This is a genomic window from Stenotrophomonas sp. TD3 (assembly GCF_001939825.1).
Taxonomy (GTDB): Bacteria; Pseudomonadota; Gammaproteobacteria; order Xanthomonadales; family Xanthomonadaceae; genus Stenotrophomonas.
Genome location: NZ_MOYM01000001.1, coordinates 201820 through 217814 on the forward strand (window position 1 = coordinate 201820; position 15995 = coordinate 217814).

General features: G+C 67.8%; 12 protein-coding genes. 5 read left to right on the top strand and 7 right to left on the bottom strand.

The window, feature by feature from the left end; genetic code table 11:
• Window positions 1–20 precede the first annotated feature (20 nt).
• The 3 genes from BKE09_RS00895 to BKE09_RS00905 are packed head-to-tail and all read right to left on the bottom strand — an operon-like array spanning window position 21 to window position 4728.
• On the bottom strand, window positions 21–413 hold the full coding sequence (locus BKE09_RS00895; protein ID WP_075674583.1) for a nuclear transport factor 2 family protein: 393 nt from the start codon (window positions 411–413) through the stop codon (window positions 21–23).
• Window positions 394–3543: a multidrug efflux RND transporter permease subunit gene (locus tag BKE09_RS00900; protein WP_075674584.1), complete on the bottom strand. Its 3150-nt coding sequence runs from the start codon at window positions 3541–3543 to the stop codon at window positions 394–396. The genes BKE09_RS00895 and BKE09_RS00900 overlap by 20 nt, the downstream gene beginning before the upstream one ends.
• A gap of 36 nt (window positions 3544–3579) precedes the next feature.
• Entirely contained in the window at window positions 3580–4728 is a 1149-nt protein-coding gene (locus BKE09_RS00905) for an efflux RND transporter periplasmic adaptor subunit (RefSeq protein ID WP_075674585.1), read from the bottom strand.
• Window positions 4729–4857: 129 nt separating this feature from the next.
• On the opposite strand from BKE09_RS00905, the gene BKE09_RS00910 reads away from it, so the two are divergent.
• A complete protein-coding gene (locus BKE09_RS00910; RefSeq protein WP_170871718.1) occupies window positions 4858–5574 on the top strand; it encodes a response regulator in 717 nt (238 codons plus the stop codon).
• Window positions 5574–6650: an ATP-binding protein gene (locus tag BKE09_RS00915; RefSeq protein ID WP_075674586.1), complete on the top strand. Its 1077-nt coding sequence runs from the start codon at window positions 5574–5576 to the stop codon at window positions 6648–6650. The genes BKE09_RS00910 and BKE09_RS00915 overlap by 1 nt, the downstream gene beginning before the upstream one ends.
• Here BKE09_RS00915 and BKE09_RS00920 read toward each other — a convergent pair.
• From BKE09_RS00920 to BKE09_RS00930, 3 genes are all read right to left on the bottom strand, one after another.
• Complete coding sequence (locus tag BKE09_RS00920) at window positions 6628–8391, bottom strand: DUF4105 domain-containing protein (RefSeq protein ID WP_075674587.1); 1764 nt, start codon at window positions 8389–8391, stop codon at window positions 6628–6630. The two genes, BKE09_RS00915 and BKE09_RS00920, sit on opposite strands and share 23 nt — an antisense overlap.
• A 145-nt stretch (window positions 8392–8536) precedes the next feature.
• Complete coding sequence (locus tag BKE09_RS00925; RefSeq protein WP_075674588.1) at window positions 8537–8836, bottom strand: DUF2388 domain-containing protein; 300 nt, start codon at window positions 8834–8836, stop codon at window positions 8537–8539.
• Window positions 8837–8898: 62 nt separating this feature from the next.
• Window positions 8899–10287: an FAD-binding oxidoreductase gene (locus tag BKE09_RS00930; RefSeq protein ID WP_075674589.1), complete on the bottom strand. Its 1389-nt coding sequence runs from the start codon at window positions 10285–10287 to the stop codon at window positions 8899–8901.
• 169 nt (window positions 10288–10456) lie between these two features.
• Here BKE09_RS00930 and serA point away from each other — a divergent pair, with 169 nt between their 5' ends.
• The gene (gene serA / locus BKE09_RS00935; protein WP_049444818.1) at window positions 10457–11698 is read left to right on the top strand and encodes a phosphoglycerate dehydrogenase; all 1242 of its coding nucleotides are present in this window, start codon (window positions 10457–10459) and stop codon (window positions 11696–11698) included.
• A gap of 78 nt (window positions 11699–11776) precedes the next feature.
• On the opposite strand, the gene BKE09_RS00940 is transcribed toward serA, so the two are convergent.
• The gene (locus BKE09_RS00940) at window positions 11777–12391 is read right to left on the bottom strand and encodes an NUDIX hydrolase (RefSeq protein WP_083663045.1); all 615 of its coding nucleotides are present in this window, start codon (window positions 12389–12391) and stop codon (window positions 11777–11779) included.
• Window positions 12392–12524: 133 nt separating this feature from the next.
• On the opposite strand from BKE09_RS00940, the gene BKE09_RS00945 reads away from it, so the two are divergent.
• Together BKE09_RS00945 and BKE09_RS00950 are read left to right on the top strand one after the other, a co-directional pair.
• Entirely contained in the window at window positions 12525–14000 is a 1476-nt protein-coding gene (locus BKE09_RS00945) for an amino acid permease (protein ID WP_014037031.1), read from the top strand.
• A gap of 82 nt (window positions 14001–14082) precedes the next feature.
• Window positions 14083–15510 carry an amino acid permease gene (locus tag BKE09_RS00950; RefSeq protein ID WP_075674591.1) on the top strand — a complete coding sequence of 476 codons (1428 nt, stop codon included), beginning with the start codon at window positions 14083–14085 and terminating at the stop codon, window positions 15508–15510.
• The last annotated feature ends 485 nt before the right edge of the window (window positions 15511–15995 follow it).

The following is a 15995-nucleotide window of genomic DNA, read 5'->3' on the forward strand; positions in this document are numbered from 1 at the left end:
TGAAAGCGGCCTGACCGCGCTCACGCGGCCAGCACCGCCATCGACAACAACTGCGCACCGCTGCCGCCGGAACTACAGGTCCAGACCCGCAGCAGGCGCAGCTTCAGTTCATGCTCCCGGCCCTGCTGCCCCACGGACAATCGCACGTCGCTGGACAGCAACGCCAGACGGCCACACAGAAGCGTTTCCACCGCGTACGACTGCAGGCTGCGCACCTGCAGTCTCCCGGCCAGCCAGTCACCCAGCCATGGCAGATCGAGCATGCGCCCGCCCTGCCCGTCCATCATGAACAAGGCTGGCGATACCAGCGCGGTCAGCGCATCGTGATCATTCTCCAGCAGCGCCGCGCACAGGCGCTGCTCCAGCGCCAGCAATTGTCGCTCGTGCAGATCTTCAACGATGTCCCGTTCCATCCACGGATCCTTCCGGCATCGGCCGGCGCCTGCGCAGGCGCTGCGCGATCCACTGCCGCGCGCCCTGCACCACTACATAGAAGACCGGCACGAAGAACACCGCCAGCACGGTCGCACTGACCATGCCGCCAAACACGCCGGTTCCGATCGCCTGTTGTGTTTCCTTCGACGCACCCTGCGCCAGCATCAGCGGCACCACCCCCAGTGCGAACGCCAGCGAGGTCATCACGATCGGCCGCAGGCGCAGGCGCGCCGCCTCCAGTGCCGCCTCGACCAGTCCGCGCCCCTGCTGCTGCAGCTGCCGCGCGAACTCGACGATGAGGATCGCGTTCTTCGCCGACAGCCCGATCACGGTGATCATGCCGACCTTGAAGAACACGTCGTTGGGCATGCCGCGCAACAACACGGCGGCGACCGCGCCGAGCAGGCCCAACGGCACCACCAGCATCACCGCCAGCGGAATCGACCAGCTCTCGTACAGTGCCGCCAGCACCAGGAACACCACCAGCATCGACAGCAGCAGCAGCCACGGCGCCTGCGCCCCCGACTCACGCTCCTGCAGCGACTGGCTGGTCCACTGCAGGGCGAAGCCGGACGGCAGCTTTTCGGCCAACCGCTCCATCTCCGCCATGGCCTGGCCGGTCGACACGCCGGAGGCCGGGGCGCCGGACAGGTTCAGCGCCGGGAAGCCGAGATAGCGTTGCAGCTGCAACGGCGCCTCGGTCCAGTGCGGGGTCACCAGTTCGGAGAGCGCCACCATGCCACCCTCGCTGTTACGCACGTAAAGCTTCAGCACATCCTCCAGTTCCATGCGATGCGGCGCATCGGCCTGCAGGATCACCTGCTGCAACCGGCCCTTGTTGGGGAAATCATTGACGTACTGCGAGCCCATTGCCGCCGACAGCGTGCTGCTGATGTGTTCGAAGCCCACGCCCATCGCCTCGGCCTTGGCCCGGTCGATGTCCAGCCGCACGCTGGTGCCTGCAGGCAGGCCATCGGCATGCACCTCCGACAGCAGCGGGCTGGCCTCGGCCAGCTTCAGCAGCTGCTGCAGGGCCGCGCGCAGTTCGGCCTGGCTCTGCCCGGTACGCGCCTGCAGGGCGAGCGAGAACCCGGACGAACGGCCCAGGCTGTCGATCGCCGGGGGCATCACACTCATCACCTCGCCCTCGGCAATCGCGGCCATCGCCTTCTGCGCGGCCGCCACCTCGCCGGCCGCGGTGGCGCCTGCGCGCTCGCCCCAGTCCTTGAGCATGGTGTAGGTCAGCGCCGCGCTGGGGCCGGAACCGGAGAAGCTGTAGCCGAGGATCGACTGGTTGGAGCCGATGCCCGGGCGCGATGCCACATGCCGTTCGTAGGCTTCGACCACCGCCAGCGTGCGTTCGGCGGTGGCTTCTGCCGGCAGCTGGATCGAGGTCATGAAATAGCCCTGGTCCTCTTCCGGCAGGAATGCGCCCGGCAACCAGTGCAGGCCCAGCAGCAGCGCCGCCACCAGTGCGGCGAACACACCCATCACCCGCCCGCTCCGTTGCAGCACCGAGGCCACGCCACGCTGGTAGCGCCCGGTCATCTTCTCGAAGCTACGATTGAAGGCACCGAACAGCCCACCACGACCATGGTGGCCATGGGTGTTCGGGCGCAGCAGGGTCGCGCACAGCGCCGGCGTCAGGCTCAACGCCAGCAGCGCCGAGAACAGGATCGACACCGCCATCGCCACGGTGAACTGGCGGTAGATCGCGCCCACCGAGCCGCTGGCCAAGGCCATCGGAATGAACACCGCGGTCAGCACCAGGGTGATGCCAATCACCGCACCGGTCAGCTCGCGCATCGCCTTGATGGTGGCCTCGCGCGGCGGCAGGCCCTCCTCGGCCATGATCCGTTCCACGCCCTCGACCACCACGATCGCGTCGTCGACGATGATGCCGATTGCCAGCACCATGCCGAACATGGTCAGCACGTTGATCGAGAAGCCCAGCGCCAGCATTACCGCGAAGGTGCCGAGCAGCGCGATCGGTGCGACCAGCGCTGGAATCAGCGTGTAGCGCCAGTTCTGCAGGAACAGGTACATCACCGCGAACACCAGCAGCATCGCCTCCAGCAACGTCTGCACCACCTTCTGGATCGAGATCTTCACGAACGGTGCGGTGTCGAACGGGATGCTCGCCTCCACGCCGCGCGGCAACAGCGGCGCCAGTTCGGCCATGCGCTCACGGACCGCTGACGCCGTGCGCACCGCATTCGCGCCCGGGCGCAGCTGCACGCCGGCGGCGGTGGCCGGGTGGCCGTCCTCGCGGGTGCCCCAGGCATAGCTCTGCGCGCCCAGTTCAACGCGGGCGACATCACCCAGCACCACCCGCGAACCGTCGGCCCCGGCACGCAGTACGATCGCCGCGAACTGTTCCGGCGTGGACAACTGGCCGTCGGCGCTGAGCGGCACGGTGATGCGCTGGCCTGGAACACCCGGCGAATCACCGATGCGTCCGGGCGAGATCTCCAGGTTCTGCTGCTCGATGGCGGTCGCCACATCGCCCATGGTCAGGCCGTAGCCGGTCAACCGGGTCGGGTCCAGCCACACGCGCATCGCCTGCTCGGCACCGAACAACTGCACGCGGCCGACGCCATCGATGCGGCGCAGCTCTTCGATGATGTTGCGCGCCATGAAATCGCCCAGCGCCGCCTCGCTGACGCTGGCATCCGGCGAACGCAGGCCGACCAGCATCAGGAAGCCGGAATCGGCGGCCTCCACGAACAGGCCGTTCTGGCGCACGCTGCGCGGCAGGCGCGGCTCGATCGCCTTGATCCGGTTCTGCACGTCCACCTGCGCCAGCTCCGGATTGGTGCCGGGCTTGAAGGTGGCGGTGATCGAGGCTTCGCCGGAGGTGTCCACCGACGACTCGAAATACAGCAGATGCTTGACGCTGGACAGCTCGCGCTCGATCAGGCCGACCACCGCATCATTCAACGTCTGTGGGCTCGCACCCGGGTAGCTGGCATAGATGCTGACGCTGGGCGGCGCGACCGCCGGATAGCGCTCCACGGCCAAGCGCGGAATCGCCAGCACGCCGGCCAGGATGATGAAGATCGCCAGCACCCAGGCGAACACCGGGCGATCGATGAAGAAACGTGCCATGTTGGATTTTCCTGGAGGGGCTGGCCCGGGAAAGGCTCAGCCCTTGCTGCCGGCCTGCACCGCACCGGCGCTGGCGACCGGCTTCTGCCAGTCGCGCGCATCGACCACCACGCCTTCCTGCAGGCGCTCCTGGCCCTCGACCACCACCTTCTCGCCGGCCTTCAGGCCGGTGCGCACCAGCCACTGGCGATCGACACTGCCGTCCACCTCCAGCGTGCGGATCACCGCCTTGCCGTCGGCACCGATCACCCAGGCATAGGCCTGGCCACCGGCGCTGCGCAGCACCGCCTGCTGCGGCACGGTCAACGCACTGGCCGGGGCACCCCGCGGTACCCTCGCGCGCACATACATGCCAGGCAGCAGCTGGCGCTGCGGGTTGTCGACCAGGATGCGCAGGATCACATCACCGGTACGTGCATCGACGTTGATGCCGGAGAACAGCAGCTGGCCACGCTCGGGCAGCGGCTTGCCGGCGGCACCGATGATCGTCACCGGCAGTTCGCCACCACCGGCGGCACTGCGTTGCAGCGACTCCAGTTGCGCCGCCGGCTGGCGCACATCCACGTAGACCTGGTCGATCTGCTGCACTACGGCCATCGGCTCGGCATCGGCCACGCCGACCAGCGCACCTTCGGTCACCAATGCCTGATCGATACGGCCGGCAATCGGTGCGCTGACCGTCGCATAGCGCAGGTCGAGCTGGCGACGGGACAGGATCGCGCGCGCTTCATTCACCGCCGCACGGGCTTGTTCGTACTCGGCACTCGCGTCGTCGCGATGCTGCTGGCTGACCGCCTGCGCGGCGGCCAGGGCGTGCAGGCGCTGCGATTGCACGCGGCTGCGGCCCAACGCCGCCTCGCTGCGCTGCAGTGCGGCCAGCGCCGAATCGACGTCGGCCCGGAACGCTGCCGGGTCAATCTGGAACAGGGCCTGGCCGGCACTGACTTCCGCCCCCTGGTCGAACAGGCGTCGCTGCACGATGCCGCCCACCTGTGCGCGGATCTGCGCGGTGCGCACCGCAGCGACGCGGCCGGGCAGTTCGTCGTCACGCTGCACCACCTGCGGACCGACGCTGATCACGCTGACGCGCGGCGCCGCTTCGGGGGTGGCTTCGGGGGTGGAGCAGGCCGTCATGGCCAAGGCGAGGGCCGCGATCAACGCGACCGGAGTCCTGAAGGTTCTCATTGCTGTGCACAATGCCGCGCAGGCGGCGGATAGGTTCTGAAGCGCGCAGTCTGCGTGGTGATGATGGGGTTTCGATGGAGGAACTGTGGAGATACGATGGAGGCAAGCACCTTATGGCCCCGCCCCTGCATGCATGCCTCCCCTGCCCTCGCCGCCCTCGTCCTGATCGTCGAGGATGAGGCCGAGATCGCCGACATTCTCTGCGCCTACCTGGAACGCGAAGGACTGCGCACGCTGCGCGCCGCCGATGGCCATAGCGCATTGGACCTGCACCGCAGCGCCCGCCCCGACCTGGTCCTGCTCGATGTGCAGCTGCCGCGCCTGGACGGCTGGAGCGTGCTGACCCAGCTGCGCCAGCGCGGCGAGACACCGGTGATCATGCTGACCGCACTGGACCAGGACCTGGACAAGCTGACCGCGCTGCGGATGGGCGCTGATGACTACGTGGTCAAGCCGTTCAACCCGGCCGAGGTCGCTGCGCGCGTGCGCGCCGTGCTGCGGCGTACGCTGCGCGCCTCACGCGTGGACGCACCCACCGCGCTGCGCGTCGGCCCGCTGCTGATTGACTCGGCCACCCACGCCGTGCATGTAGAGGGCGAAGGCTACAGCCACGAAGTGCTGCTCACCCTCACCGAGTTCAAGCTGCTGCACTGCATGGCACTGGCGCCGACCCGCATCTTCAGCCGCAGCGAACTGATGCACGAATGTCTGCCGGAAAGCGAAGCACTGGAGCGCACCGTCGACAGCCATGTCAGCAAGCTGCGCCGCAAGCTGGATGAGGTGGGCATGGTCAACGTCCCAGCCAGCGTGCGTGGCGTCGGCTACCGGTTGATGGCCGACCGCTGATGGCCCCCCTGCGCCGCTCCGGGCTGAGCCGCCACATCATCGTTTCGATGTCGCTGATGGTGATCGGCGTCATCGTGATGATGATCCTGTCGTCGTGGCTGCTGTACGCGGTGCTGGTCGAGTTCTTCCCCGGCAGTGCCGAGGAGCCGGAAAGCTGGCTGCCGACCGGGCCGGAACTGGCATGGATGGTGGGCGTGATCCTGACCGGGCTGGCGCTGGCCATCGCCGCCTCGTTCCGCCTCGCCCACCGGATCCTGTCGCCGTTGAATTCGCTGGTGGACAGCGTGCGTGCGCTCGCGGGCGGCGACCTGGGTGCACGCGCCAGCGTCGAGGAAAATTCGCCGGGCGAAGTGGCGACCCTGGTCGAGGACTTCAATGCGATGGCGCGCCGCCTGCAGCACATGGAGAGCGAGCGCGCGATGTGGCACGCCGCCATCGCCCATGAGCTGCGCACGCCGGTGACGATCCTGCGCGGCCGCCTGCAGGGGCTGGCCGAGGGCGTGTTCCAGCCCGACGAATCCCAGTTCCGCAGCCTGCTGGCCCAGGTCGAAGGGCTGTCACGGCTGATCGAGGATCTGCGCGTCCTGAGCCTGTCCGACAATGCGCGGCTGGATGTACGCCGCGCGCGCACCGACGTGGTGGCCGAGGTGCACTCGGTGATGACCCTGGTCGACCCGCAGTTCCGCGCCGCCGGCTTCGTGCTGGAGCTGGAAACCAGCCGCGAGGAACACAACGCGCACTGCGACCCGACCCGCCTGCGCCAGGCGTTGCTGGCGCTGCTGGAAAACGCGCGTCGCTACGCCAGCCCGGGCAAGGTACGGATCGCCGTGCACGACACGCCCGGCCACGTGCAGGTCTCGATCGAAGACGAGGGCCCGGGCATCGACCCGGAACTGCACACGGATATCTTCACCCCGTTCATGCGTGCCGATGGCTCGCGTTCGCGCCAGGGCGGCGGCAGCGGGCTCGGCCTGGCGGTGGTCAAGGCCATTGCCGATGCACACGGTGGCCGCGTCTACTGCATCCCGGGCAGCGCCGGCGGCAGCCGCTTCGTCATCGAACTGCCGCGCCAGTAGTCGTACCGGCAGCCTGCGTACGCAGGTGTGCACCGAGTGCGGCCAGATTGGCGTCGATCGCATCCATTTCCTCGCGCTGGCGGATCGGCAGCTGCTGGCGCAGCTGCACGCGCAAAGCCTGCCACGCCGGGACCGCCTGCGCACTGGCAGTGGCCACGGCCTCGGACAACAGCGCCTGCTCGTCGCCCAGCGGCAATCCATAGCCGCCGTCCTGCAGCAGCGTCCCCGGGCGCAGCCACTGCCCGCTCTGCTCCAGCAAGCCCCGCAGGCTGCGCGTTTCAGCGCTGTCCGGCGCGGCCAGCAGCTGCCGCTTGAGCACATCGCGTGCGCGCAGCTCGGCGCGCCGCTGCGCGGCCTGTTCCAGCAGCAACAGGCCGGCACTGGCACGCAGGTCACCCTGCAGCAGCCACGGTGCCCGCCGCTGTGCAGGCAGCTTCAACCAGCCGCGCACATTACGAGCGGGCAAGGCCAGCTGGGCCGCGGCCACTGCGAACAACTGCTGGTAGTGGTCGCGCGCCGAAGCGAAGTAGTAGCCCTGCGCCTGCGCCGCATTGCGGTCCGCCAGCACCCCCTCGTCGAGCACGCCCAGCCGCACCAGTCGCCGCTTCAAGCCACGCGGGCTCAGCTGGGCCAATCCGGCCTCGCCCAGGCGCGGCACCCCGGCCTGCAGCAGCTTCGCGGTTTCCACCGCGCAGTTGTTGCTGACGAAGTAATAGCGCCCGTCATAGCTCCAGTGCACCTGTGCGGTACGCTCGAGCAGGCTGGCGATTTCGCCGCGGTCCAGCTGCAGCGGCAGCGACTGCAGCCCGCGCAGCTCGACCTTGGTGTACTCGTCCACCACCTGCTGCAGCGGCAGAACAAACAGCCGTGAGGGATAGCCGCCAGTCAGCCCGCGCCAGTTGGAAATCTGCACGTCACCTACGAAGGCGCGGAACGACAGTACGCGGTGGTACTCCAGGTCCAGGCGGCAATCCGGCCCAGGTGCACGCCCCGGTTTGCAGATCACCAGCCGCAACATGCTGTGGCCCCAGCGACTCATCGGCTGCGCACTGCCTTCGGCGAACAGGTAGTCCACCGCGTAGACGCGCGCCGGGTCGAGCTGCAGCAGCGATGCCGCGCCCTCCTCCGATTCGGCCTGCAGCAAGGGCAGCGTCGTGGAGCACTGCGGCTGTGGCAGCGACGGCGGTGTTCCGAAATGCGTCTGGTACCACTGCGCCAACGCCGGACGCCGGCACGCGAACTCGCCGTCGAGCACGAAATGCTCGGCGTTCACGGCCAGGTACTCGGCCGCGTTCGTCAGCTCATAGACATCCGGGCTGCGGTCATGGAAATCGTTGCCGCCACGGCCGAGGTGCCAGGGCTTGCGCTGCCAGCCCGCGAGATCAAGCCAACGCATGCTCTGCGACCAGCTCGCACCGCCACGGTCTGCAACGTGGGTCAGCTCGTGCACCAGCGCGCTGCGGCGCGCACGGCGGCTGCCGGGCATGCCGTCATCCAGCAGGTCGCGGCGCAACGTGATGCGGCCGCCGAACGCGCGGCCGTGCACCTTGGCGGGAAGGTCATCACTCCAGCGCACCTGCACCTGAGCCGGCAAAGCGCGCAGCAGGCCCTCCGGCAGCAGTGACTGCACGTCGGCGAGGGTCTGGCTGGCGAGCTGCTGCTGTGCAGGGTCGAGACCAGACGGGTCGAGCTGCAGGCGATCAGCTGCGTGCGCGACGTGGGCGATCAGCAGTAGAGCCACGCCATGCGTGGCTGCGTTCCACCGCCCAAACCACTGTAGAGCCGAGCCATGCTCGGCTGCTGTTGCGATCCGCGTGCGCTGGGCGTTCAGCCGAGCATGGCTCGGCTCTACAGAAAGCGATGACGCCGAAGTCATGCAGCCCGGATCAACGCGCCAGCAGCGCGCGGGCCAGTTCCAGGTCGCTCTTCTGCTGTGCGGCGGTGCTCTGCTCGCGCAGGTGGACCAGCGCCGCCTGCAGGCGGGCGCCACGGATCTGGCCGTCGCTGGCGACGAACGCAGCGGCATCGTCGCGCGCGGCCTGCACCACCTTGTCATCGCCCGAGCTGCTGCCCGAGGAACCGGAGGAGGCACCGGTCGCCGAACCGGCCGAGGTGCCAGCGAAGCTGGAAGCTAAGCCGGCCAGCGGCAGGGACAGCAGGGCAAGCAGCAGAAGCGGACGGGTCATCGGTTCGAAGCCGGTTGTGAGAATGCGTGGAGCGTAACGGGTACGTGAAGGATTTGCCCGGCTCAGGCGTCGAACAGCTTGCCGGGATTCAGCCGGGCTTGGGGATCGAACGCGCGTTTGACCGCCTTCATCAGCGCGATCTCAGCCGGGCTGCGGGTGCTGTCCAGGTAGCCCTTCTTGACCAGTCCGATGCCGTGCTCGGCCGAGATGCTGCCATCGAAGCGGGCCAGCACCTGCGCCAGCAGCTTGGTCACGTGCTCGCACTGCGCCAGGAAATCGGCGTCGCTGGTGTCGTCCGGCTTGAGCACGTTGATGTGCAGGTTGCCGTCGCCGATATGGCCGAACCAGACCACGTCGAAGTGCGGGTAGGCCTGCCCGATCAGTGCCTGGGTCTCGGCCAGGAACGCCGGCATCGCCGAGATCCGCACCGAGACGTCATTCTTGTAGGGCGTGTAGCGCGCCAGCGATTCGGTGATGCCTTCGCGCAGGCGCCACAGCTGCGCGGCCTGGGCATCGCTGGCGCTGATCACACCGTCGCTGACCCAGCCGTTGCCCATGCAGTCCTCGAAGGCCGCCATCGCCGCGGCTTCCTGTGCCTCGTCGTTGGCCGCGAACTCGGTGACCACGTAGTACGGATGCACCTCGTCGAACGGCGCCTGCGCGCCATGCGCCAGCACGTGCTCCAGCGCCCGGTCGGTGAAGAATTCGAAGGCCTGCAGCTGCAGGCGCGCGCGGAACGCGGCGAACACCTGCATCAGCACCTCGAAGCTGGGCACGGCCAGCAGCATCACATTGCTGGCCGGCGGCGGATCGGTCAGCTTCACCGTCGCCTCGACGATCACGCCCAGCGTGCCTTCCGAGCCGATCAGCAGCTGGCGGAAGTCATAGCCGCTGGAGTTCTTGATAAGGCCCTTGTTGAGTTCCAGCAGCTGGCCATCGGCCGTGACCACCTTCAGCCCGGCGATCCACTCGCGGGTGTTGCCGTAGCGGATCACGCGGATGCCACCGGCATTGGTAGCGATGTTGCCGCCGATCGTGCAGGACCCGCGCGCGGCGAAATCCACCGGGTAGATCAGGCCGTGGTCCAGCGCGGCGTTGTGCACGGCTTCCAGCGGCATGCCGGCCTGCACCACCAGGGTGCGATCGACCGCGTCGTAGGCCAGCGCCTTGTTCATCCGTTCCAGGCTGAGCACCAGCTCGCCGTTGGCGGCCACCGCGCCACCCGAGAGGCCGGTGCGGCCACCGGACGGCACCACGGCCACGCCCTCGCCTGCGCTCCAGCGCATCGCCGCCTGTACTTCCTCGACCGTGGCCGGCAGTGCGATCACCAGCGGCGCTGGCGTCCAGCGCCGGGTCCAGTCGCGCCCGTAATGCTCCAGGTCGGCCGGGTCGGTCTTCAGCTTCAGGCCGGGACAGGCCTGCTGCAGCGAGGCAATGCGGGAATCGGTCATGACGGTCCAGCGCGGTGCGTGAAGAACGGGCAAGCGTGCCAGCGGCACGCGCCAGCGTCCAGCCCCGCAGGCAGGCAGATAGCTACCGATGCAACCAATTGCGCACTGCACCATGGGCGTCGCGATCTGGCATAGTGATTGGCCCCTGTCCCACTGGCCGTGCTGCCCCATGTCGCCGAAGAAGACCTCGTTCCCGAAGCAGGATATCCGCGTGCTGTTGCTGGAGGGGGTCAGCCAGACCGCCGTGGAGGTGTTCAGCGCCGCCGGCTACAGCCAGATCGAAGCGCACACCAAGGCGCTGCCCGAGGACGAACTGAAGGCGCGCATCGCCGAGGCGCACATCGTCGGCATCCGTTCGCGCACCCAGCTCAGCGCCGAAGTGCTGGCCGAGGCCAAGCGCCTGATCGCGGTCGGCTGCTTCTGCATCGGCACCAACCAGGTCGACCTGGACGCGGCCGAACTGGCCGGCATCCCGGTGTTCAACGCGCCCTACTCCAATACCCGCAGCGTGGCCGAACTGGTGATCGCCGAGGCGATCATGCTGACCCGCGGCATCCCGCAGAAGAACGCCGAATGCCATCGCGGCGGCTGGTCGAAGTCGGCCAGCGGCAGCCATGAAGTGCGCGGCAAGACGCTGGGCATCATCGGTTACGGCCACATCGGCACCCAGGTCGGCGTACTGGCCGAATCGCTGGGCATGCAGGTGATCTTCCACGACGTGGAAACCAAGCTGGCACTGGGCAATGCCCGTGCAGCGGCCAGCCTGGACGACCTGCTGGCACGCGCCGACATCGTCACCCTGCACGTGCCGGAGACCCCGTCCACGCAATGGATGATCGGCAGCACCGAGCTGGCGAAGATGCGCAAGGGCGCGCACCTGATCAACGCCGCGCGCGGCACCGTGGTCGACATCGCCGCGCTGGATGCCGCGCTTGCCAGCGAGCACCTGGGTGGCGCCGCGCTGGACGTGTTCCCGGTCGAGCCGAAGGGCAACGGCGATATCTTCGAATCGCCACTGACCCGCCACGACAACGTGATCCTGACCCCGCACGTCGGCGGCAGCACGCTGGAAGCGCAGGACAACATCGGCGTTGAAGTGGCCGCCAAGCTGGTGCGCTACAGCGACAACGGCAGCACCCTGTCGGCGGTCAACTTCCCGGAAGTGACCCTGCCCGAGCATGCCGACAGCCTGCGCCTGCTGCACATCCACCAGAACGTGCCGGGCGTGCTGTCCAAGGTCAACGAGATCTTCTCGCGCCACAACGTCAACATCGACGGCCAGTTCCTGCGCACCGACCCGAAGGTGGGCTACGTGGTGATCGACATCACCGCCAGCGAGGAACAGGCCGCCGCCGTGCGCGACGAGCTGGCCGCGATTCCGGGCACGCTGCGCACGCGCATTCTGTACTGAAAAAAGGGGACGGAGGGGATTAAGTCGTTTGCGGCACATGCGCCATGAACGACTTAATCCCCTCCGTCCCCTTTTACCTCAACGTGCCAGCCAGCGGCGCGCCATGCGCTGCATGGATTCGTCAGATTCCGGATCGGCCGCGACTTCGGTCACCGGCCGCCAGGCCAGGTCGAGTGACTCCTCGCTGAGCACGAAGGCTTCGCCGCCCAGCGCGCGGATCACGAAACGCACGTCGTAGTGCCAGTGCCCCGGTACGTCCTTGCGCTCCGGAATCCAGTGTTTGTCCAGATCGAAGATGGCCGGGTCTTCCAGCACCAGGCCGCTCAGTCCCGATTCTTCTTCGGCCTCCTTCAGCGCGACCTGGGCCAGGTCGCGGTCGCCGTCGGCGTGGCCGCCCAGCTGCAGCCAGCGCTGCAGCTTGCGGTGGTGGGTCAGCAGCAGGCGCTGGCCATCGGCACTGACCAGCCAGCAGCTGGCGGTGAAGTGGCCAGCCAGGCGCTCGCGGCGGAACGGATCTTCCGGATCGTCCAACAATGTGCCGAATTCGGCAGCCAGTGCGTCGTGGGCGGGCTCGCGGCGGGCATAGTCCCGCAGCAGGCCACGCAGGCGATCGTCAAGCACGGCAAGGGTTTCGGCGGTCTGGCTCATGAATGGGCGGCGTTTGGAAAAATACTGCTCATTATCGCCGTTCATTGTTGCGATTGCGCTTGTGCGTTGGCTTCAGCTTTGGCTAAGGTACAGCGGGCCGTTCGCGCGGCCTTCACCATTCCAGGGTTGCCGGCAACGTATCGGCGGCCCACCCAATCCGATCACTAGGAAGTACTGCATGCTGAAAGCTCTGTTGAGGGTCAAGCCGGTTGAACCGGCCGGGCACGTCGATGCTGGCGAACCCATCGAAGGCAGCCTGGACGGCGAAGCCACGTTGAAACGGACCCTCACGGCTAAACACCTCATCCTGCTTGGCGTGGGTGCGGTGATCGGCGCAGGCATCTTCGTGCTGACCGGCCAGGCCGCGGCCAACCACGCCGGCCCGGCAGTAATGCTGTCGTTCGTGATCGCCGGCTTCGCCTGCGCCCTGGCGGGCCTGTGCTACGCCGAGTTCGCGGCGATGATGCCGGTCTCCGGCAGCGCCTACTCCTACTCCTACGCCACCCTGGGCGAGGGCATGGCCTGGTTCATCGGCTGGTGCCTGGTGCTGGAATACCTGTTCGCCTCGGCCTCGGTCGCGGTGGGCTGGTCGGCGTACCTGATCAGCTTCATCACCACCACCCTGCACATGCCGTTCCCGGATGCCCTCAGCGCGGCCCCGATTGCCTGGACCGGCAGCGAGTTCGTCTCCTCCGGCAAGCTGTTCAACCTGCCGGCGGTGCTGATCGTGGCGGCGGTGTCCGGCCTGCTGTACGTGGGCGTGACCCAGTCGGCCTTCGTCAACGCGATCATCGTGGCGATCAAGGTCACCGTCATCTGCCTGTTCATCGGTATCGGCGCGGCCCACATCGACCCGGCCAACTGGCAGCCGTTCATCCCGGAAAATACCGGCGTGCCGGGTGAGTTCGGCTGGAGCGGCGTGTTCCGCGCGGCCACCATCGTGTTCTTCGCCTACATCGGCTTCGATGCGGTCTCCACCGCCGCCGGCGAGACCAAGGATCCGCAGCGCAACATGCCGATCGGCCTGCTCGGCTCGCTGGCCGTGTGCACCATTGTCTACATCATCGTCTGTGCCGTGCTGACCGGCATGATGCCGTACCACCTGCTGGGCACCGACAAGCCGGTGGCCACCGCGCTGGAACCCTACCCGACCCTGTCGTGGCTGAAGACCCTGGTCGAGATCGGCGCCATCGCCGGCCTGTCCTCGGTGGTGCTGGTGATGATGATGGGCCAGACCCGCATCGCCTACACCATCTCCCGCGACGGCCTGCTGCCGAAATTCTTCGGCAAGGTCCACGCCCGCTTCCGCACCCCGTACGTCGCCACCATCGTGGTCGGCGTGATCGCCGCCGCACTGGCCGGCCTGGTGCCGCTGAACGTGCTGGGCGAACTGGTCTCGATGGGCACCCTGCTGGCCTTCGCCACGGTCTGCATCGGCGTGCTGGTGCTGCGCTATACCAAGCCGGACATCCACCGCCCGTTCCGCGTGCCGGCGGTGTGGATCATCTGCCCGCTCGGCGCAGCCACCTGCCTGTTCCTGTTCTGGCAGGCGTTCGTGGTGCACTGGCACCTGTTCGTCGGCTGGACGCTGCTTGGCCTGCTGATCTACCTGGGCTACGGCATCCGCAACAGCAAGCTGGCCAAGTCGCCCTGATCCGCCTACGGGCCGGCCTCGCGCCGGCCCGTCCGTTTTCCCCGCGCGCCGGTCATGGCGCGCTTCGACAAGACCACCACACATGTTCAAGCAACTGTGGGCCACCAAGCACCCGCATGCCGCCCATGAAGACGCCAACGGCCTGAGCCTGCGCCGCCACCTCGGCCCCTGGGGGCTGACCGCCCTCGGCATCGGCGCGGTGATCGGCGGCGGCATCTTCGTCATCACCGGCCAGGCCGCCGCCAACCACGCCGGCCCGGCGATCATGCTGTCCTTCGTGCTGGCCGCCATCTGCTGCGCCTTCTGCGCGCTGGCCTACGCCGAATTCGCCTCGATGGTGCCGGTTTCCGGCAGTGCCTACACCTATACCTACGCCACCTTCGGCGAGCTCTCCGCCTGGTTCATCGGCTGGATGCTGGTGCTCGAGTACGGCGTCTCCGCCTCGGCGGTCGCGGTCAGCTGGACCGGCTATTTCCTCAGCCTGCTCAGCCAGTTCGACATCCATCTACCGGCGGCGCTGGTCAGCGCGCCACTCGACGCGCAGCTGCGCCCGACCGGCGCGATCGCCAACCTGCCGGCCGCCGCGCTGGTACTGCTGCTGACCTGGCTGTGCTACGTCGGCATCAGCAAGTCCTCGGCGATGAACATGGCGATGGTGGTGCTGAAGACCGGCCTGATCGTGCTCGTCATCGTGGTCGGCTGGAAGTACGTGGACACCAGCAACTGGACTCCGTTCATTCCGGCCAATGAAGGCCCGGGCAAGTACGGCATGGAAGGCGTGCTGCGTGGCGCGGCGATGGTGTTCTTCGCCTACATCGGCTTCGAGGCGGTGTCGGTGGCGGCGCAGGAGTCGAAGAACCCGCAGCGCGACATGCCGTTCGGCATGATGCTGTCGCTGGTGATCTGCACCGTGCTGTACATCGCGATGGCCGCAGTGATGACCGGCCTGGTGCCGTTCCAGCTGCTGGGCACCGATGAGCCGGTGGTGACTGCCGTGGCGGCGCATCCGCAGCTGGGCTGGCTGCGCTGGGTGGTCGAGGTCGGCGCGCTGGTCGGCCTGTCTTCGGTGGTGCTGGTGATGATCATCGGCCAGCCGCGCATCTTCATGATCATGGGGCGCGACGGCCTGCTGCCGCCGGTGTTCACCAAGATCCACCCGAAGTACCGCACCCCGCACATCAACACGGTGATCACCGGCATCGGCATCGCGCTGCTGGCGGCGCTGTTCCCGCTGGACATCCTCGGCGAGCTGACCTCGATGGGCACGCTGATCGCATTCGCAGCGGTGTGCGCGGGCGTGCTGATCCTGCGCCGCACCCAACCGGACCTGCCGCGTCCGTTCCGCATGCCGATGGCATGGCTGATCTGCAGCCTGGGCGTACTGAGTTGCCTTGCCCTGCTGTCGGCGATGACGATGCACAACTGGATGCTGATGGGCGTGTGGACCTTCGTCGGCTTCGTGATCTATTTCTGCTACGGGTTCCGGCACAGCCGTCTGCGGGGTCAGTAGGTTTTTTTTGTATTGCAGGGCCTGCGACCCTGCACCCGCTGGAGCCGGAGCAACGGCAACAGCTGGGTTGAGGGTTTGGCGGGGAGGCATGGGTTCGCGGGGGACGCCGTGAATCCATCCCTGGAGGCTTGGCCGCGGCTTGCTCGCGTGCGCTGTCCTGCGCACACGGCAAGACCGGGGTTGGGCCTCCTGCCCAACCCGCCCGAGGCATGCCTCGGGCCCATGCCGCGGACACCCCCGCGAACCCATGCCTCCCCACCCCTGACACTCTCCCGGCGCGTCCGGTAAATCCACGCCATGCGCGGATGAATTGCGTCTGGGAGATGAATTCCCTGTTGAGCCGAGCCATGCTCGGCTCCGAGCAAGCGCAGCGCCGCGACCCGCTTTTCGCGTTTCCTTCTTCACTCCGTGGCTGGCGCGCACGGAACCTGTCCGTGGCCGGTTGGGTGGGCTGCGCAGGGGTGTCCGCGGCATGGATGCCGCGG

What these genes read in the sequence shown, in the direction of transcription:
- BKE09_RS00895 (WP_075674583.1), bottom strand. Translation starts at nt 413, where the DNA reads ATGGAACGGGACATCGTTGAAGATCTGCACGAGCGACAATTGCTGGCG.
- BKE09_RS00900 (WP_075674584.1), bottom strand. Translation starts at nt 3,543, where the DNA reads ATGGCACGTTTCTTCATCGATCGCCCGGTGTTCGCCTGGGTGCTGGCG.
- BKE09_RS00905 (WP_075674585.1), bottom strand. Translation starts at nt 4,728, where the DNA reads ATGAGAACCTTCAGGACTCCGGTCGCGTTGATCGCGGCCCTCGCCTTG.
- BKE09_RS00910 (WP_170871718.1), top strand. Translation starts at nt 4,858, where the DNA reads ATGCATGCCTCCCCTGCCCTCGCCGCCCTCGTCCTGATCGTCGAGGAT.
- BKE09_RS00915 (WP_075674586.1), top strand. Translation starts at nt 5,574, where the DNA reads ATGGCCCCCCTGCGCCGCTCCGGGCTGAGCCGCCACATCATCGTTTCG.
- BKE09_RS00925 (WP_075674588.1), bottom strand. Translation starts at nt 8,836, where the DNA reads ATGACCCGTCCGCTTCTGCTGCTTGCCCTGCTGTCCCTGCCGCTGGCC.
- BKE09_RS00930 (WP_075674589.1), bottom strand. Translation starts at nt 10,287, where the DNA reads ATGACCGATTCCCGCATTGCCTCGCTGCAGCAGGCCTGTCCCGGCCTG.
- serA (WP_049444818.1), top strand. Translation starts at nt 10,457, where the DNA reads ATGTCGCCGAAGAAGACCTCGTTCCCGAAGCAGGATATCCGCGTGCTG.
- BKE09_RS00940 (WP_083663045.1), bottom strand. Translation starts at nt 12,391, where the DNA reads ATGAACGGCGATAATGAGCAGTATTTTTCCAAACGCCGCCCATTCATG.
- BKE09_RS00945 (WP_014037031.1), top strand. Translation starts at nt 12,525, where the DNA reads ATGCTGAAAGCTCTGTTGAGGGTCAAGCCGGTTGAACCGGCCGGGCAC.
- BKE09_RS00950 (WP_075674591.1), top strand. Translation starts at nt 14,083, where the DNA reads ATGTTCAAGCAACTGTGGGCCACCAAGCACCCGCATGCCGCCCATGAA.